Annotated in this window: 21 protein-coding genes; 3 read left to right on the top strand and 18 right to left on the bottom strand. The window is 35.9% G+C overall.

Features of this window, described 5'->3' with window-relative positions:
- Positions 1–33: 33 nt before the first annotated feature.
- From QX565_RS14790 to QX565_RS14780, 3 genes are all read right to left on the bottom strand, one after another.
- Positions 34–129 carry a smalltalk protein gene (locus QX565_RS14790; protein ID WP_002560793.1) on the bottom strand — a complete coding sequence of 32 codons (96 nt, stop codon included), beginning with the start codon at positions 127–129 and terminating at the stop codon, positions 34–36.
- A gap of 86 nt (positions 130–215) precedes the next feature.
- Positions 216–692, bottom strand: a complete 477-nt coding sequence (locus QX565_RS14785) for an HU family DNA-binding protein (protein WP_221649001.1) — start codon at positions 690–692, stop codon at positions 216–218.
- Positions 693–848: 156 nt separating this feature from the next.
- A complete protein-coding gene (locus tag QX565_RS14780) occupies positions 849–1,802 on the bottom strand; it encodes an MraY family glycosyltransferase (RefSeq protein WP_289293288.1) in 954 nt (317 codons plus the stop codon).
- Positions 1,803–1,896: 94 nt separating this feature from the next.
- Between QX565_RS14780 and QX565_RS14775 the strand changes: the two genes are divergently transcribed.
- Entirely contained in the window at positions 1,897–2,724 is an 828-nt protein-coding gene (locus QX565_RS14775; protein WP_289293287.1) for a KilA-N domain-containing protein, read from the top strand.
- Positions 2,725–2,754: 30 nt separating this feature from the next.
- Here the strand turns inward: QX565_RS14775 and QX565_RS14770 are convergent, their stop codons facing one another.
- The 15 genes from QX565_RS14770 to QX565_RS14700 form a co-directional block, all read right to left on the bottom strand.
- Positions 2,755–3,780 carry an NAD-dependent epimerase/dehydratase family protein gene (locus QX565_RS14770; protein ID WP_289293286.1) on the bottom strand — a complete coding sequence of 342 codons (1,026 nt, stop codon included), beginning with the start codon at positions 3,778–3,780 and terminating at the stop codon, positions 2,755–2,757.
- On the bottom strand, positions 3,777–4,541 hold the full coding sequence (locus QX565_RS14765; protein ID WP_289293285.1) for a glycosyltransferase family 2 protein: 765 nt from the start codon (positions 4,539–4,541) through the stop codon (positions 3,777–3,779). The genes QX565_RS14770 and QX565_RS14765 overlap by 4 nt, the downstream gene beginning before the upstream one ends.
- Positions 4,542–4,567: 26 nt before the next feature.
- On the bottom strand, positions 4,568–5,596 hold the full coding sequence (locus QX565_RS14760) for a glycosyltransferase family 4 protein (RefSeq protein WP_289293283.1): 1,029 nt from the start codon (positions 5,594–5,596) through the stop codon (positions 4,568–4,570).
- Between the two features lie 71 nt (positions 5,597–5,667).
- On the bottom strand, positions 5,668–6,162 hold the full coding sequence (locus tag QX565_RS14755) for an acyltransferase (RefSeq protein ID WP_289293282.1): 495 nt from the start codon (positions 6,160–6,162) through the stop codon (positions 5,668–5,670).
- 86 nt (positions 6,163–6,248) lie between these two features.
- Positions 6,249–7,337, bottom strand: a complete 1,089-nt coding sequence (locus QX565_RS14750) for a glycosyltransferase (protein ID WP_289293280.1) — start codon at positions 7,335–7,337, stop codon at positions 6,249–6,251.
- Positions 7,338–7,365: 28 nt separating this feature from the next.
- Positions 7,366–8,541: a hypothetical protein gene (locus tag QX565_RS14745; protein WP_289293278.1), complete on the bottom strand. Its 1,176-nt coding sequence runs from the start codon at positions 8,539–8,541 to the stop codon at positions 7,366–7,368.
- Between the two features lie 7 nt (positions 8,542–8,548).
- Positions 8,549–10,090 carry a lipopolysaccharide biosynthesis protein gene (locus QX565_RS14740; RefSeq protein WP_289293276.1) on the bottom strand — a complete coding sequence of 514 codons (1,542 nt, stop codon included), beginning with the start codon at positions 10,088–10,090 and terminating at the stop codon, positions 8,549–8,551.
- A complete protein-coding gene (locus QX565_RS14735; protein ID WP_289293275.1) occupies positions 10,087–11,055 on the bottom strand; it encodes an O-fucosyltransferase family protein in 969 nt (322 codons plus the stop codon). The genes QX565_RS14740 and QX565_RS14735 overlap by 4 nt, the downstream gene beginning before the upstream one ends.
- A 34-nt stretch (positions 11,056–11,089) precedes the next feature.
- Positions 11,090–12,142 carry a glycosyltransferase family 10 domain-containing protein gene (locus QX565_RS14730; RefSeq protein ID WP_289293274.1) on the bottom strand — a complete coding sequence of 351 codons (1,053 nt, stop codon included), beginning with the start codon at positions 12,140–12,142 and terminating at the stop codon, positions 11,090–11,092.
- Positions 12,143–12,193: 51 nt separating this feature from the next.
- The gene (locus tag QX565_RS14725; protein ID WP_289293272.1) at positions 12,194–13,315 is read right to left on the bottom strand and encodes a hypothetical protein; all 1,122 of its coding nucleotides are present in this window, start codon (positions 13,313–13,315) and stop codon (positions 12,194–12,196) included.
- Positions 13,312–14,322, bottom strand: a complete 1,011-nt coding sequence (locus QX565_RS14720) for an ATP-grasp domain-containing protein (RefSeq protein ID WP_289293271.1) — start codon at positions 14,320–14,322, stop codon at positions 13,312–13,314. Before QX565_RS14720 ends, QX565_RS14725 begins: the two co-directional genes overlap by 4 nt.
- A gap of 4 nt (positions 14,323–14,326) precedes the next feature.
- The gene (locus tag QX565_RS14715) at positions 14,327–15,592 is read right to left on the bottom strand and encodes a nucleotide sugar dehydrogenase (RefSeq protein WP_289293270.1); all 1,266 of its coding nucleotides are present in this window, start codon (positions 15,590–15,592) and stop codon (positions 14,327–14,329) included.
- Positions 15,593–15,614: 22 nt separating this feature from the next.
- A complete protein-coding gene (locus QX565_RS14710; protein ID WP_289293269.1) occupies positions 15,615–16,586 on the bottom strand; it encodes an SDR family oxidoreductase in 972 nt (323 codons plus the stop codon).
- Positions 16,587–16,645: 59 nt separating this feature from the next.
- Positions 16,646–17,128, bottom strand: a complete 483-nt coding sequence (locus QX565_RS14705; RefSeq protein ID WP_289293267.1) for a UpxZ family transcription anti-terminator antagonist — start codon at positions 17,126–17,128, stop codon at positions 16,646–16,648.
- Positions 17,129–17,205: 77 nt separating this feature from the next.
- A complete protein-coding gene (locus tag QX565_RS14700) occupies positions 17,206–17,754 on the bottom strand; it encodes a UpxY family transcription antiterminator (RefSeq protein WP_289293266.1) in 549 nt (182 codons plus the stop codon).
- A gap of 1,156 nt (positions 17,755–18,910) precedes the next feature.
- Between QX565_RS14700 and QX565_RS14695 the strand changes: the two genes are divergently transcribed.
- A complete protein-coding gene (locus QX565_RS14695; protein WP_289293265.1) occupies positions 18,911–19,258 on the top strand; it encodes an SH3 beta-barrel fold-containing protein in 348 nt (115 codons plus the stop codon).
- 123 nt (positions 19,259–19,381) lie between these two features.
- On the top strand, positions 19,382–19,867 hold a 486-nt coding region (locus QX565_RS14690), incomplete at its 3' end, for a DUF4373 domain-containing protein (RefSeq protein WP_289293264.1).

Genomic DNA, 19,867 nt, shown 5'->3' with positions numbered 1-19,867 from the left:
CCGGGCGATCTCTTATTTATATCTATTTGTCCGCTAAGCCATCATAGCCTGTCCGCCAAATACACCAGCCAAGGCACTTGCCACAGCTATAACCACTTTCAAAATCGTATTCCAAATCGTCTTTTTCATTTTCCTCCCATTTTAATAACGTATCCAGTGCCGCGCAGCCAACTTTCAACTCTCAATTTTCAACTTTCAACTCTCTAAGCTTTCAACTAAATAGAAGGATCTTCCCCCTCACCCTCACCACCAGGGTTTCCTCCCTCGGTCATGCTCTTCAGCAAATCAGCATGTACAAACTGTACACCTTGCAACAGGGCACGTGTGGTACCAATAGCTGCCGGGCGAGTATACTCAGCCGTAAACTGGCACTTCAAAGCTGTTATCTGATTCGGGTTTACCTTATCGGCACTCTCTACTCCCCGGCCCTGCGTACGGGCTTTCATTGTAAATGTTCCCAAGCCATCCAAACGTACCGTACGGCTGTTCAGAAGTTGTTCCCGCATCGCCGACATCAGGTTACGTACCACATTCTGTACATCACCCGGGGTAAGGGATGATTTCTCAGCTATTACCTCAGCCAATTGCTGAGTAGTTACTGCTGCTCCGGTTTTAACCAGATTAAGATGCCATAACTTAGCTCCCGCTTTGTTGGCCATCGGTGATTGCACCGCTCTGTAAAATAAAGGCATAATTACCTCCTCTTTTTAATGTTACTAATCGTTTTTTTCATTCACACGTTTCGTTGATCAACATTGCAAAGATGAGAGTTTATTATCGGGTGGCAAACGAAAAAGAGGGAGGTAAAGCTGTTTCTCTCAGAAAGTTTGTAGAGGGATAATTATCAGTTAGTTGGAAGAAAAATACAGGTAAAAGTATTTATGCATAAACAAGACATATAGAATACTTAATACCAAAATACTGCTCAATAAATACCAGTAGCCATACACCTGGAAATAGAAATAACCCACTATTACCAATGCTTGTATCACCATATATACAAAAGAAACTACCACATGAGGTACCTTCAGTTCATTTGCCATAATCTGATACAGATGTTTCCGATGAGGTAATCCAATATTCTCATGAAGCATCAGACGATGAATAATGGTAAGTACACTATCTACCCCATACACTACTAATAGTATAATCCAACTGAAATCCTCCGTCTTGATTATCAGCTTACCGATAAGGAACAAAACGATAAATGCTATACTAACAGAACCTACATCACCGGCAAAACACTTTGCACGCTTTCGGAAATTAAAGAAATTAAAAACCAGTACGGAACAAAGGATAGTAAGAATCAAATCCTGTTCTACAAAAGGAATAATCTCTTTATTTATATAGGCGAGAGCTACTAAAACAATCAAAGAGTATCCGCCTGTGATACCATTAATACCATCCATAAAGTTGTAAGCATTAATGATACCGGTACATATTATTAACGCTACAAGGATTGTCCACCAAGGTAAAGAGAATAATCCCCACTGATAGAACATCAAAGCCATAGCAGAAAAATGAAACACTAATCGTAATGCCTGAGAGGTAGAACAGATATCATCTATAAAGCTGATAAAGGTGATCAGAGTCAAGGCAAGCATGAACCAGGGATATTCAAAATGATTCGTAAGGAAATAAGCCAATACGCCAAAATAGAAGATAACTCCCCCACCCCGTAAAGTGATCCGGGTATGTGAACTGCGCTCATTGGGTTTGTCAATGATATTGTATTTATCGGCGATATGAAAATAAAAAAGTTCTATAATTAATAGAACAACAAAAAGAACAAAAAAATACATATTCCCAAATGAATGAATTGAATTAATAATTATTACCTTTGTCATAAACTAAAAGAATAAATATGAGCCCTATAAAAAAATAAATGTTAATCATTTGGAGATTTCTATTTCAATAGAATCGGGCAAAGAAGATTATTTCTGTTTAACAGATATTATTAAAGATAAAGAGGGTGAAGACCATATACGCAATTGGATGCGTAATAAAAATACAATAGAATTTTTAGGTACTTGGGAAATTTTAAACAATCCCCACTTTAAAGGTGTCGAATTCGACACCTTTTTAAATCAAGCAGGATTCAATAGATTTAATATGACTCCTAAAAAATGGATCGAAGCAACAAATGCTATTGGAATCATATCAAAATCCGGCAGAAATGGTGGTACATATGCCCACAAAGATATAGCGTTAGAATTTTGTTCATGGTTTAATCCTACCTTCAAGCTATATCTTATAAAAGAATATCAACGTTTAAAAACAATAGAAAATAATCCATTAAAATTGGAATGGAAAATAAAACGTATCCTATCCAAAACAAATTATCAATTGCATACAGATGCAATAAAGGATTATATTATACCTAAATCTCAGATTCTAAAAGATTCTCAATGGATTATATATGCCGAAGAAGCAGATTTACTAAATGTGGCAATATGGGGCTGTACAGCGTCCGAATGGCGAGATTTTAATCCTCAGTACGCATCGAAAGGATTAAATATCAGAGATATGGCAAGCATTAATGAACTTGTAGTTTTATCTAATCTCGAATCATTCAATTCTGAATTAATCAAATTATCTATTCCCAAACATAAACGTTTTGAACAATTATGTCAAATAGCAAAAACTCAATTAACACAACTAAATAAATGGGAATCAGAAAAAAAATTCAGAGAAATTGATGAGAACTTAAAACAGCTTGAATAAATATGTCAGTATAGTATCATAATAACATTGTCAGTTTATAAATGAACAAATAGTTTTTATTAATCCTTCTTTTGCAGTAACAGGCATTTTATCAATGCCCAGTGTCCTTTTTATCTTGTCATTACTAACTACATAATTTTCTGTTAACTTCCGCAGACGTTCTGTATTCAATGGCAAATGAAGCAAAGTGCCAATCCCGGCACAACCTTCCATCAAACCTTTATTCATCTTCCAAATATGCGGTTTCTTTCCCATCACCTCACACATAGTAGCTATCAACTCATTAGTAGACATCGCTTCATCATCCCCCATATGATAGATACCTCCCGGAACATCCTTCGTCAACAACCCTTCTACCACATAGCAAAGATTATCAATCGAAGTAAACGAACGGCGATTCTCGAAAGCTCCCAAAGGCCACGGAATGCCTTTCTTCACCACATTATAAAGCAAATTCAGATTCCCTTTATTCCCCGGCCCATGTATCATGCAAGGTCTTAATATATAAACCTGCTTGTTTAATTGACAGTTGACAGTGGACAATTGACAATTAGCTGCGCTATCATGCTGCATAGCAACTGTCAATTGTCCACTGTCAACTGTCAATTTATTAAGAATGTACTCTTCCGCCTTAATCTTGCTTTCTCCATAAGGACCAACCGGAGTTGGAATAACATCCTCGGTGAGTATATCCCCTACTACGCTATCGGCAGCAGCTTTTACAGAACTGAAGAAAATGAATTTCTTAGCTGATGACTTCAGAAAAAAATCAAAGATCTTTTGAGTCAAACCTGTGTTGATATCAAAATAAGACTGAGCTATTGATTGTTTTTTTGTGTCATGAGCTTTACCCGCAAGATGAATGATAGCATCAAATTGAGGTAGTTTTTGAAATAAGGAACAAGATGCTTCTATCTCTTTCCAAAGAAAAGTTTTCATCACTCCCTCTTTCTCGGGAGCAATGATATCAAGGCCGTAAAGAGTATAATGATCTTTTAAAGCCATAATAAGATTGGAACCCACAAAACCATGAGCACCGGTAATAAGTATATTCATTCTTTTACAAATAACAACTCAAATACTTTCACTAAATACTTCAAGAATAAAAGTGGCATGCAAGTCCAAATACCATTTTCTTTACAAGCTCTGACTATCTCTTTATTCAATAAAATATTGCTTCTTATAGATGCGGTACTGGTACCCCCTGTACGCATTTTCATAAAATCGAATGGTAAATATTGACTTTTCAATTGATGTACATACAAGAAACGAATAAGGAGCTCATAATCAGCAGCTATTTTATAATCGGTTTTATAGTAACCAAACTCTTCAAAATATTTTCGATAAGTGAAAAAAGTGGGATGAGCAGGCATAAAACCAAATCGAAACATCTCAGGAGTAAACCTCTTAGAAGAGTAATAACGTACTGTTTTATCTAAATTCTGAGGATTTACAAAACGCACATCTCCATAAACAGCTCGTATATCACTATTTTTAAAGGCTTCAGTAACCTTCATTATAATATCTCTCCTATGATAAAAATCATCAGAATTAATAATGCCGATAATATCTCCGGTAGCCATCCGGATACCTTTATTCATGGCATCATACAGTCCTTGATCCTTCTCACTAATCCATTTTAACCGACCATGAAACAAAGGTTCATACTCTTTTATTATATCAACAGTTTTATCTTGAGAACAGCCATCTACAATAATATATTCAATATCCAGATAAATTTGAGATAAAACAGATTGAATGGTATCACGAAGAGTTCGGTAACTATTAAAAGTTACGGTAACTAAAGAAATTTTCATCAAAAACAGTCTGATTCTATTAGATTTTATCTCTCATACCACACCTCTTGATATTGTGAGAATATCGATTTCATAGTATAGCATGCCAGCACTTTTCTCTTTCCGTTAATAGCATAATCAAAGTGATTATCAACACCGGAAAACTTATCAAGCACTTCTATTATTGCATCTGCCGATTTTGCTTCAAAGCATATCCCGGCAGCCTGTTCACTATCCGCATCTATCATATCCCGAATGGCTCCTACCGGAGTAGCCAACACCGGACACCCCATCGCCATCGCCTCAAGTACTACATTGGGGAATCCCTCTGTATAAGATGGTAGTATGAGAGCATCGGCCTTGCTCATATATTCAAGCACTACCTCCGATGGTTGATTACCCAAGAGGCAAAACCAATCACCCTCTCTCCGTTGGGAAATAGTCAACAAATCATTCTTTATTTTTTCATCATAAGGACCTATCATAGTCAAATGAGACTCATTTCTCAATTGAGAAAAAGCATCTAATAATTCATATACTCCTTTAGTCCTTATTATCTGCCCTACAAAAACATAATGATTTTTTTGCTTCTCTTCCACATCTTGATTTGCCAACAAAGCTACTTTAGGCGAACAAGGATTACCTATGACTCTTGTTTTACTTTCAAACCCGGTATCACATAAAGCCTTATAGGAAGGAACATCTATAACAATAATCCGGTATGCATGTTTCATATTAAAGCATAACAAGTTCCATTCCCAGTTTTTGCGCTCACTTAATTCCGGTATCCGGCCAAAACGATAATGAAAAATACATTTCGCCCTAAAACACTTGGCTATAATAAGATAAAACACATCTTTACATAGAGAAAACGAACCCGGCGTAGCTATATGAATCACAGCAGGATGGTATTTAAAGCAATTCTTAACTAACAAATAAAAGATATGTATAGTATCCACTATTCCACTTACCCCCCTGTAAAGTGGATGAATTGCATTATTGGGATTTTTAAATTTAACAGAACCGTCTACATGGTAAACATCTTGTATTTCAGACTGTTGAATATAGTCCAGCATATTTTTTGTCCAACTTGTAATTCCTCCTGTAGGAAACAAGGGAGATAAGAATATAACGCTCTTCCTATTTTTCATCTTATCACTCTCGCAGGATTTCCTCCTATTATTACATTATCCGGGAAAGTTCCCGATACAACACTACCGGCCCCAACGATTACTCCGTCTCCCAATACAGTACCTTTCAATACAATACTATTCATCCCAATAAAACAATCATTCCCTATGACAACGTCCTTTTTACGAATATATCTTTCATCCACGCTTCTTCGCCTTACTTCTTTTTCTAAAGGATGAAAATCATTGTCTATAATTTTACAGTTAGCTCCAATCTGACAGTTATTCCCAATCGAGATATTTGACATCGCATAGATTGTAGAACCCGAAATACCACATTTCTCTCCTATGGATATTTTGCCACCATAACGAGCAACAATTATCGTTCTTTGGTAAAGACCTAACATATTGCTTACCGGAGAAGAGTTTATAATACTTCCATTACCTATTTCTATTCGCGAGTTTTTAAATGAGAAAATGATTGTAAATCCATTAAATTTCACACCTCGCATAAACAAGATATTTTTAAAATATAGAAGCCTAAATAAAATTGTTCTGATCAGCATATTTTGAGCACATTAAGAAACACGAAGTTGTTCTATATTTGAATGACTTTTATCCATTGATTTGTAATTTTCTCTTTTCCAAATAATATTTCTGCTTTTTTATTTGAATTCTTTCCCAAAGAGACCAATTCTTCTTCCGAACACTCAAGTAAAATCTCCAACGCTTCCTTAATAGAAAAAACATCGTTCCAGTCACATAATACACCATTATTACTATCCACCAACGTCTGATAATCAGAAACTCTACTCATTACCACAGGCTTAGATAGCAACATTGCCTCACAAATTACATTGGGTAATCCTTCAAGTCGGCTGAATAGCCCTACCACATCAGCTTCATGCATTCTATTTACAACATCACTGACTGCCTCATTCAATCTGAATATATTCTGAAGACAATATTTTTTTCTTAAAAAACAAGCATCATCAAAAGCTCGGGTATCGCTATCCGTAGCTTCTTTTCGCCCATACCAGTCTATCTTCAATTTTTCTTTCAGATCTTCATCTAACAAGTTCACCGCTTCAATCACATTGATAGGATTCTTTAAATACTGATAACTGGCTGCCACAACTATATGAATTTTCCCGTCTTTACGAGGTATATAAGTGGAGGTTATTTCAGGAAGAGTTACTATATTGTATATTACCTCCAATTTATCTCTATAGTAAGGATAATACTTCAGCCATAGATTCCGGGCATTCTCCGAGTTACAAACAATCGCATCCGAATATCCCTTCACCCACCCTATTAGTTTCCCTCTAAGCGTATGAAAATTTTCCTCTTTTGCACTGCGCTCACTTGTTATCACTTTCCAGCTATGCCCACCAATAGCCGCTATACAATTCAATAAATCAGGTGTATCCAAAAATGAAATAACTGCATTATAGTTTCCTTTACGTATAAAGTCACGTATTTTCAAAATACGTATTAAATAATTCTTCGGAGTAATCCAATGAATAGGAATGCCATTTTCTAATAATGCATGGGCAAAAAATTCATTCCGACAATAGCACAATACCTCAACATCTATTCCTTGTTGTTTGAGTAAAGGAGCAATAGTAGTTAATTGACGTTGAGCACCGCCAGAACCCAAAGAATCAATAAATAATAATAATTTCATAATAGCACATGATTAAATAGAGCTTTCACTATTTATTGCTATATATATACAATTTTCTCTTTACGACTCCCAAAACCATTCCACATGAAAAAACTTTACTAACATCTTCAATCAATCCATAGCCAAATACAAAATAGAGTGGAAAAAGACTTAAAACGATTAGCAACATATATAGTTCAGTCTCTTTATTCCGAAGAAACAAGCACCAATATCTGAAAAAGATTCTCAAGTACTTGTATATCAAAATAAAAACAAAAAAACCAAAAGTATATACCAGAGCAGCTAAGCTACAATCTGATATAGAAGATTGAGTCCAATTCGTTTTTTTAAAACGTGGAAGTCCTTTCCAAACCGGAAAGCCATGAGGAATAAGACTTTGACCTGGATGCTTAAGAATATACATCAGATGATAGATCCGGGTTTGGTCTCCAGATCCATCATTATTAGAAGGATCCACCTTAGTATACAGACGGTGATGCATAGACGGTGACGTTTGGAGTATTTCATCTTCTAAATTATTATATGCAAAAATGCCTATTAAAAATAGAAAAACAAAGATGAACAATAACTTAAAATAAGATTTATATATAGTGCATAAAGCAAAAAATGAAAAAATCAGTGCAACAATTGCATATAATAATATCCCACGTGTTATTGACAGGAAAGAGGCTGTCAATGCAATACATAGAAGAACAAGCATTTGTATTTTCGATTTTACCAGTAATGAGCAAGATATTAAAATTCCAATCAAGATAAAGTTGGCATTATTTACCATTGGTATATCTTCATTAATAGAATTCAAGTTTTGAATTTTATTAATCAATACCAAACCGGCCAATAATTCAAAAACTGTCGTAAAAAAGGCACACCATGCAATATCTTTCATAGATAAAAGATCGCTATATCTAAATAGCATAAAACCGATTACGAAGAAGAAATAATATCGTAATGACGATAATAATTCTCCCAATTCAGAATCATGCCAAAACATTCCTAATCCATATAACAAGAGCCCGATTATTATAAACTGCATTTGCACCATAATCGGTAAGAAAATGCGTTTTCTATGATAGAATAAAAAAATCAACAATAGGACCTCAACAGCCTTAAAAGGAAAGCCCAGAAAATCCATTAACACAATTCCACTTAGAGAAGATAAGAAAAAGGAGAAAAAAATAATGAACAATCTATTGATTTTATTCACTCTAAATCTATAACTGCCATGCATACTTTTTGATTAATCTGTTAACAAAATCTCTTTCGGGACTTGTTATTCCAAAACAATAAATTGCAATAAGAGACACTGAGAATGAAGTCACAAAGACCACAATAGTTCTGTAAGGCAATGTTTGAAAGTATATATAAACTAAAGAAGTAAACAACACACAGAGCATAAAAGGCCATAATATCCGAAGAAGAACTTGAGAAACATAGTTTCTCAAAGAAAAATGAAGGATAGAATATACAAAGTATATTTTTATAATATAAGATATGAATGAAAAGACAACATTAATAACAAATACCACTTCAGCCTTTCCACCAAAAGACAAGAATATGTATGATATAGGAAGAATCAGCAATGACGTAATAGTCATAACAATTTGGAAATTTTTTATCCTGCCTGTAGCCATTACGGAAACGGTTAGCGGATTAGACATTACACTGAATATAGCCTCAAACAGCATAATACGTATAAATATAGCCGTATAATCAGGAACTGTCTTTATCCACCAGGTAAGTATGCTCTCTATCTCAAACCATATAGGAAGCGCCAAAATAAATAATAAAAAAAAAGCAAATTTAGAACTCGTATAAACGAGTTTCTGCATATAACTTAAATCATCTGATGCATACGACTTGATAATCTGAGGATTAAGCGCCACTTGAAAATTAATACAACATTTAGCAACTGCCTGTTGAACCTGAAACATTATTCCACGAGCAGCATTAACAGATGGACCATAAAATAAATTAAGCAAAACATTCAATCCCTGATTAGAACATACACCTCCAAATTCTTTCGCTAAATTCCAACCTAAGAATGGCAAGATCCCTTTCATTATCTCTTTATCAAAATCTAATCTGAAACTTGTTTCATCAAATTTCCTTCTACAATAGACTATATACAAACATTGTAAAACGCATTGTATGAGTAAATACGCAATAGAGTATGATATCAATTTATCAAAAGGTAAAATAGGAAGCAGAAAAAGAATTAAAACTTTCAAAGTAGCATCAATAATCCCAATGTATGCATACGCATCCATTCGTTCATGAGATATGATAGAAGCATTGTATGGTACATTGATAATCGTTATAATTAAGGAAAACAAGACACTCTGATAAACAAAGATTCCTGCAATCAATTTTCCGGGTGCCATCTGTATCTTATTACATACAAACCAAAGGCCTATCGTTTCGCCCAAAATTAATATCAGAAACGCAATGAATATATGAATTGTTAAACTTACGTGAAAAACCTTTCTTAATTTATTGATATCAAAATCTTTTTTACCCAATTCATAAGTTAGAAAGCGTGACGTAGCAGTTGCCATAGACGAATTTACAAAACCAAACATGGCGACAATACCTCCAATAACCTCATATAATCCATAGTCCTGTATCCCCAATACATTAATAATCACCCGGGATGCATACAGTCCAATAAACAGCATAATGAACATTCTGATGTATAGCATCATCGTATTCTTTGCAATTCGCTTACTGGAAGTCTGGTTATCGGAATTTATCATTGAATGTGCCACTTATCCGTATCAATGTATCTCACTCTGTCCTCTGGCATAGCCATACCGACAAAAGTCCCTACATTTGAGCTACACGTACCTATAAAAAGCTTTGATTTTCTTATAATTTCAACACTTGCATACAGATTCAGCATTTGTTTATCCACAGCAGCAAATTCTGAAGATTGAAATTTTGAATTATCATATCCGGTTTCCGTATTAGAGGCCAAAGTATAAAAACGCCATAACGGATATCTTTTTGTCAATGATTCATATATTGAATAATCATCAGTAAGTACATAAGCAACTTTTAAGTTTGACTCACGCTCAGCTATCTGTATATACTCATCTTCTCCATATAAATCATGTTCAATAATCTTATCTCCTCCCCGAATATGCATGGCTATATAATCTTGAGGTAATTCCAACTGTTCCGTTAAATTCTCAATTTTATTTTCATATTCCTCATTGAACTTATAAAATGAACTAACAAAGCCGAATGCAATTTCTCTAAAATCACCTTTTAAACCCAAAGTTGGAAAATCAAAATCCTTTCCTACAAATGACTTAGAACGAGAAGTTCTAAAGATATCTTGCGTTAAATATCTGCCTGTAATTAGTTTATACAACAATTCACCTAATAGCAGACTCTTTTCTTTTAAATTAATAGAAAGACAACGTTCATTTGAATGATAGTCAGAAAACCGTTTATTAAAATAGCGATGAAAAAAATTCGTATTTTCTCTATGAAAAATTTTGAATATCTTAGAATATCCTTCATAATTAAAAAGAATTGTTCTTTTTGAATAAATCCGAAACTGAATCTTATAATAGTAACAATAAACCATGGCATAAATCATACTGTTATATTCCGAATAAAAACCGGCTCCTGAATTCCCTAAATGAAAGATCAACTTCTTTTTAAAGGATGCATTCTCTTTTTGATATTGCTTTACAAATTTTTCTATATCCATTTTATATATAACTATTAAATCTTAATATTTAAACTTATACAGTTTTAAAAGTTCTCATAATTTTCTTCCATACTATTTTACATAGATTTAACCGGGGTATTTTAGACGAAAAAAGAATTTCTCGATACCTGTACACAAAAGCCCCTTCGGGTACCCTTTTTGCTGCACTTATCTCCTGTGCAAAAATAGAGTCTATAAAACAGACATAATTTGTCATACGTTGTTTAGATCTCTCAACCTGCTCTTCCGTTTGCCAAGGTTCCGATATTATCTCACACCATAAATCGTCATTAATATCTATTTCTTTTATTCTATTGAGTATTTCTTGTTGTGACTCAAATTGATGACAATTAATAAAGGATTTAGGATTCAATTCTAATATAATGTCTGGATTTCCCCAATAGACAGGTACGGTATGAGCGCATAGACTCGTTAATATTTTCTCAGAAGTATATCCCTTATAATTTGCATTCTCCGCTGCAATGGAAAATTTATAGCTACTTTTCATAGGTATACATTCCAAACGGTGCCCGATATATCCCGTAGCTCTATTGCCCACATTATTCAAATGTTTTCCAAGAGAATCTACTTTCTTATAATTTGAAATTAGATAAAATAATTTATCCCTATTGGGGTGTGCATTATAATTTGAATATAAGAAATTACAAAACTTTTTTTTCTCTCTTAATATGCCATAGGCTTCATTTACTGAATTTATTTTATTCCGAAACTCTCCTTCATAAAATTCTTTATAAAATAACGTAAAAGGAGGCAGTATGCAAAAGCGATCTTCATTAGACAGATGTGCATCAAAACCAATTGCATAGTCAAACAAGTTCCAATCAGGAGAAAATGCTTCTGCCGCATATATTATTTTAATTGAAGCCTTATTATATAGTTTTTGGAATCGTCTCCAGTTCTTTTTACACGTATATATTTCATCTGATGCGAATAAATAGCCTGGATCTTTTGAATTCCATATAAAATTATAATAACTTTCTAATTCATCTATTTTGAGAAAAGCGACAAATTCTGTTGCTGAGTTCACTTTAGAGTGAAACATATAGACATTTATATCTTTTTTCATAGTTTTCTAATTTTTATACTGCAATTTATGATCGATCCTTTTAAAACGACACTAATTATTTATCAGTGTACCCAATTCATCTGAACTCATAAATTCCACATCCGGCCAAAGCTTCATGATTACTTGTAGTAATTCCGCGAATTGGCGTAAGTTATTATCTCTGTTTTGGGGATGTATAGCCCCTATAAAGTTGAGTCGGTGCGCGCTGATGATGGCAGGCTTCTTTAATTTAAAAGTTTTTTCAATACCTTTCAAGCAGTATTCCTTATTCAAGCGGTGGTCTTGTGTCGGTTCAAAAAGACAGTTACGTACCAAATAGGTTTGCCCCAATTCATTTTTCTGTCCCATGTAATGATGTATAGTATCTGTTATCTGACTCTCTTTTGAAAGATACTGAGAATAACTACCTTGCAAAATATCGACTCCTATTTGTTTTAACGTTTCATTCAACTCCGGATTCCAGATATAACAAGGAGCTATAAAAGATTTTGAAACATAGCCAAATATCTCTCGAAATAACCTCATCCCATCTTTCAGGATTTCTTTTTGTAACTTAATAGACTGCTCTGAATTAACCATAAATTCTCCAAGTACATGATTCTTCTGTTTGTTATAGCGAATCCCCCATGTTTGCAAATCGAAGCATGCCCTCAGTTCCGGATTCCCTTCTTGCAATTCAGACATCCACTTTTCTATATTCAGATGTTCCCTGCCATGGAATTGAGGTACAAAAAGACTCTGTGTAATACCTTCTTTCCAACTATCGAATAAACAGTTAGGATAACGTTCAAGAGTAACTGTAAAAGGTTCATAGAAATAAGATGTAAAACCGGAAGCTCTTATCCTCTCAAAGTCAGGGTTGGCAACACAGATATTCGCCGTGATTTTAGGTGAATTTCCTTTAAAGTCTTTATAATGTGACAACACGTCAAATAACAATGATAAATCTTCCTTCGTAGCAAGTGAATCATTCTCATTATAGCAACGTCCAACTACGTCTAATCCCAATGATGCCATTTTATGAAATACATCTAACGAAGGCATTCGTATGCTCCCCCAGTCATCAGATTCTATTACGATTATTCTCCGATTAGTCGTATACCCTCTACGTTCATTTATATATGTGTATAAATGACTTTTAGCAGCAGATTGATAATGTTTTAATGTATTCATTTATACAAGTTTTCAATCATCCAATATTGAGGAATAAATGTTTCTTCATGATAGACTAAATCCGATGTCCAATAGCCATGTACCATCTCTTCCTCATCAAACCCAAATCCATAACTAGCTTCTACCAATAAAGGAGTATTATTAGATTTATCAATCACAAAATCAAAAGCAACAGATTGCAATGAAAACTTTTTAGATATTTCTAAAGCGATTTTGATTATGTCAATTGATATAAGTTCATTATTAAAAATCAATGTACCGCTACCTGAAGCACGAAAATCATCTTTTCTAACAGCCCTTTGAAATCCCCAACACTTACCATCTACAACTTTAATTCTATAATCGGTTTTATTGCCAACAATAAACTCCTGAAAATAAGCATACCCTTTCTCCGGTGCATGGAATTTAGCAAACTCAGTGGGTATCACTAAACGAACTACCCCTTTGAGCACACCTGTAAAAGAGTCTTTCCCGGTTCTCCACTTATGAAAACGCTCCTTCAAATTTCCCCATCTATCAAATTGGGAAAAACCTTTTCCAAAAGCCTTATTGATTAACCGGATTGCATCTTGCCGGGTACGAACCAGTTTCACATTGGCAGCACCGGCACCACCGCGCAGTTTGAAAACTTTAGGAAAAGTAGTTTCATTTGCCCAATGTATTGCCTCCGCTTTTGTATAAAACACATACGAAGGAATCAAAGGTGCGCCAATCGCTTCAAACAGATATTTCTGACCTACCTTATCATCAAAATGCCAACCGGTGGCAAAATCTGGAAAGACTTTCTTACCGGCCGATTGCAGTGAATAAAGTAGCTGTTTGGCAAAGAGTGTATCTTTATAACTCCCATGATGATGATGCCACATAAAAGCATCACAATCACTCACCTCCTGTATAATATCATTATCATAAGCATTAACCAATTTATAGGCAATCTTATGCTCTTTACAATATTCAATCCAACGGTCACTAAACGAACCCTTATTATGATGAATGGCTATTTTCATTATCTTATAATCTGGCGTCTATTATCTCTGAATCCAAAAAGCCCTTGACATCGAAAACGACAGCGATTTCTTTCTCTATAAGCTGATTAATATCAAGCACTTTAAACTCATCATGTGCTACAGCTAAAATAATAGCATTGTATTTCGCAGAAGGCAATTCATTAATAACTTCTATACCATATTCATGCTGTGCGATAACCGGATTGGCCCAAGGATCATAAACCGTAATATTAATATTATACGTTTGCAATGCTTTATAAATATCAATGACCTTCGTATTACGTACATCCGGACAATTCTCTTTAAAAGTAAAACCAAGTATTAATATGTTGGAATTCAATACCTGAATACCTTTCTTTAACATAAGTTTCACCACTTGATTGGCTACATATTCTCCCATACCATCATTCATCCTACGCCCTGCAAGAATAATCTCAGGATTATAACCATAGCGCTGTGCACATTGGGCCAAGTAATAAGGATCTACACCAATGCAATGGCCGCCCACCAAACCGGGTTTAAAAGGTAAGAAGTTCCACTTAGTGCTTGCAGCTTCGAGTACATCCAATGTGTTAATACCCATTCTATTGAATATCTTAGACAACTCGTTCACGAAAGCAATATTAATATCACGCTGTGAATTTTCAATCACCTTTGCAGCTTCGGCCACTCGCATGGTAGGTGCCAAATGTGTACCGGCTGTTATAACAGAAGCATATACTGCGTCTACTCTTTTCCCTATCTCAGGAGTAGAGCCCGAAGTTACTTTCTTGATTTTCTCTACCGTATGGAGTTTATCACCCGGATTAATACGTTCGGGAGAATAGCCGGCAAAGAAATCTTCATTTAACTTCAAGCCGGACACCTTTTCTACCACCGGAATACATTCGTCTTCGGTAACACCCGGGTAGACAGTTGATTCATAAACAACGATATCTCCTTTGGAAATCACTTTGCCTACAGTGGTACTCGCACCATAAAGAGGTGTCAAATCCGGATTATTATTTACATCGACAGGAGTGGGAACTGCCACTACATAGAAATTATAATCTCTGATATCTTCTATATCAGATGTACAGGTAAAACCACCGACAATGGCAGATTGTAACAGTTCGTCACTTACCTCAAGCGTAGAATCATGTCCTGCCATTAGAGCCTCTACCCGCTTTGAATTCATATCAAAACCAACCGTTTTGTATTTTGTTGAAAATAATCTTGCTAACGGCAAGCCAACATAACCTAAGCCGATCACACAAATTTTAGTATCCATATATGTATCATCTATGTTTTATCTATTTCAAGTTCTCCCAATACCAGGCAACCGCTTCTTTCAATCCGTTACGCATACTATATTGTGGGGTATAGTTAAGAAGAGCCTTGGCTTTGTCTATACATGCCAAAGAATGAGGGATATCGCCTATTCGATTAGGCCCATGCAGTATTTCGATATTGGCTATTTCCGGATCAAAATCACTTAGAAACTCTTTTAAATAATCAACCAATTGATTTAAAGTGGTACGTTCTCCAAAAGCTGTATTGTATACCTGATTAACCGCTTCAGAAGAGATAGTTTCCAATGCCAACAGGTTCATCTGCACCACGTTCTTGATGTAAGTAAAATCGCGGCTATACTCTCCGTCACCATTAATAACCGGCGATTCATGATTCATCAATTTCTTTACAAAAAGAGGAATCACAGCAGCATATGCTCCGTTAGGATCTTGTCTTCGACCAAATACGTTGAAATATCTCAAACCAATGCACTCCATGCCATAAGTTTTGGCAAAGACATCAGCATAGAGTTCATTTACATATTTAGTAATCGCATAGGGAGAGAGTGGCTTACCTATCACATCTTCAACCTTCGGAAGACTTTTGCTATCACCGTAAGTAGAAGAACTGGCTGCATAGACAAAGCGTTTCACGCCTGCATCTCTGGCAGTAACCAGCATATTAAGGAAACCGGAAATGTTCACTTCGTTGGTAGTGGCAGGGTCTTGGATAGAACGAGGCACTGAGCCCAGGGCTGCTTCATGCAATACATATTTGTTGCCTGCTACGGCTTTCCGGCAGTCTGCCAGATTACGAATATCGCCTACGACGAGTTTAAAGGTAGTTGGATATTTGTTGATCAATGGTAATAAATTCTCAATATGACCCGTGGAAAAATTATCCAGGCAAGTCACGACATCACCTCTTTCAAGCAAGGTCTCACAAAGGTTAGAGCCGATAAAGCCCGCCCCGCCAGTTACTAAAACATTCATTTAATTTATTTTCTATAAAGTTAAAAAGCATGCGACATTTACGTATGTATGTTTTCTACTTATTCTATTACTTCCCAGTTCGGATACGGATTAGCCTCCAGACTCTCCAGATAGTCAAAAACCTCCCGCTCTGCCAAAGTCAAATCACGCCCTTCCCAACCATTGATTATTGCATGGGCTTCTTTCGCTAACGCATCGTCAAAAGTTTCTGCATAGCAGGCTACTAAAAGCTGACACTTCAATAGTGAGGCGAGAAGTTGGTCGAGTATCTTCCAACTACGATCGAGAAGAACCTGGATCTTTTTATTCTTGTTACCATTGTCATAAATGGTGGCATGGAAACCACTCAACAGGGCGTAGCAAAGCCTGGCTTCTTCTTCGATATTGGAACTACGACGGATGTAGAGATCTTCGGACTGACGGTATACCTCGAGATTGAGTTCACAAAAACGGTCGGAGTAAATGGGACTACCATCGAAACCTAAGTTGAGAAGTTCGTGCGTGATATGGCACAGGGCATCAATTTGGGATTGTAGAAACATGAATTTATTTACAATTTTCGATTTACAATTTACGATTGAAAAATGATGTAGTTATCAATTAGATGATTTACAACCAATTATAATGAGGAGTCGGAAATGCGTTCTATCAAGGAAGGATGGATGTAGGCAGTAGCTACTGCCATGACTCCCTGAATACAAACCGACACGCGGCGGTCTCCCTTGACACGGATGATGACTCCTTCCACACCCTCGAAGATACCACCGGTGACACGAACACGGTCGCCTTTCTGTAAGGCGGTGGCGACGGGATCGAGGTAGACAATCTGCTCTTCGTAATTGCCCGAAACGGCAATGAAGCTACGCATCTGGGAATCCGGGATGGTAATCGGACGACGAAGCTCCTGATTGAAGATGTAACGGACAGCCAAAGAGAGGGCGATGGACTGACGGATATCTTCGATACATTGCAGTGAGGAACGGACGAAGATAAGGTTATGCACCACGGGAACGAGTTTGCGGATTTTACGGTCCGCTTTCTTGATGTACTCGTAGTGCATGGGGATGAAGTTCTCAATCTTTTCGGCATCTAAAATCTCTTTCAGGAGAAGCTCGCGGCTATAAGTGACGCGAAGCGGATACCAGTGTATGTCAGTGGATTTGTTCACAATTGGATATTCTTTAGGGACACTGGGGTAGTGAAAACTCCTTCCGGTTAAGCGTGTATAAGTAGAGATTATCAATGAGTTATACACTTGCCCTCAATAGTGGCCCTATCACAGGGAACGAACATAAAGAGGGGATTTATGAGGTGTGCAAGGACTTGTTTTTATTGAAAACAAAGCGGGATGCACAACTTATTATAAACGAGCCGACTGAAAGCAATAAGTGTTTCAATAGACGTTCGTTTAATTGAACGCTTTTTTTACACATCATATAAAGGGAGAATATCATAAAAGCATACAGATAAAAGAGTAATTTATTTAATATCGTATATTACTAATAATCAGACCATTGAGGGTAATTCAATAAATATAATATCATTTTTTTTATTAAACATTTTGCCAGTATAAAAATACCTCATATCTTTGCGTTCAATTAAACGAACGTTTATTGAAACACTTTTATATTCGATAGATATTTTATTGATTTACAATATAATACACACATAAAACAAGCATTTTCCTTCATTTTACCCCATAAATAATCCATACTAAATGAATTAATTAACTACTTTCGCGATTTTAAACATTTTTATCATTAACTAAATTAAAATCGCGAATTATGAACCAAAAACTACAACAGAAAGAGGATAGTAAAAGAGTAAAAAAAACGAGGATAAAAAGTATTTACTAACCAATAAACAGGAAACTCAATCAAAGAAAGGAAGAAAAAAGGAGAAACCAATGTGCGGTATTATTTCCTGTCACGAAGAATATATCAGAGACATGATATTGTTGTGCAAAAAAGGAGCAATGGGAGAAGATTTAAAGACATGTCAAGCCAGTTTAGCACGATTTATTTTTGAAAGGAGCACACTCATTCATATAGTCAACGGGGAATACAAACAACTAAAATACAGCACTATAAAAACCTACATATCCCAAATATGGAATGAAGAGGAATAACACTAATCCGGTTATGAGGAGACAGCGAAATTACAGGACACCTATTTTGTAAATTCATTTTAGAATAATAAGCATATATTCGCAGCAGATTGAAGCGAAAGATGTAGGAGTGCCGCTTTCTCAGGATGCGGCACTTTCTTTGTATACAGCATCAACCTGAAAAAAAATAATTATTCATCATTTTAAATTCAGTATTATGAAAAAGCAGAAAAGGCAGGTGTCACAGAGTGAAGCAATGAAAGCAAGATGGAAAAGACGGATCGTGATGGAAAAAGATTACCCGGAGAGTACCGCACAATGGATGGCAGAACGACTGGAAACATTGTTGGACCACATGCTGTATGGGCATGCCATGATTGCCTATCACAAGCAGAACGGAGATTTCAAGTTTGTGAAAGGGACACTGATCTATTACGAAGCAGAGTTTCACAAAGCATACGATCCAACAAAGGTGGAAGGAGCCGTCGTTTACTGGGATGTGGAGCAACAGGGATGGAGGACATTTCTGGTGGAGAACTTTATGGAATGGAGACCTATTCAGTAGTTAGTAGCCAGTAGTCAGTAGCCAGAATCTATGCAGTGTATCAGAGGTATGCTAAAAGAATTCCGGCTACTTACTATCAACTACTTACTACTTGCTACTAACTACTTACTACTCAAAAAAATTATGGCTACAGAATACTATGGAATAAACTACTTCCCGCTACTGACGGGATTTTTTCACTGCGATACGATAGAACTGATTACGGCGATACATGGAGTGAAAGGGCCGCATGCGGTGATCATGTTGCTGTGCAAGATATATACTGACGGGTATTACATTCATTGGGGAGAGGACCAATGCATGATTTTTGCAAGGAAGTTAGGACCGGAATACGATAAAAAGACAGTGGAAGAGATCGTAAACCTGCTCATCGAAAAAGAATTTTTCGATAAAGAAAGCTACGAAAAACACGGAGTGCTGACTTCTGTGGAGATACAAAAGGTATGGTTGGAGGCTACAAGCCGCAGAAAGAAGGACTTAACCAAACTGCCCTACATGCTGACAGAGGGAGCGAACTCAAAAAATGTATGCAAAACAGGTAGTTCAACTACAGAAAATGTAGACAAGTTACCGACTCAAATGGAGTTGAACCTCGAAAATGCAGACAAT

The sequence above is a fragment of the Bacteroides sp. 41_26 genome, assembly GCF_949740115.1.
In the GTDB taxonomy this organism is placed as follows: Bacteria; Bacteroidota; Bacteroidia; order Bacteroidales; family Bacteroidaceae; genus Bacteroides; species Bacteroides nordii.
This window is presented reverse-complemented; position numbering and strand designations above follow the sequence as displayed.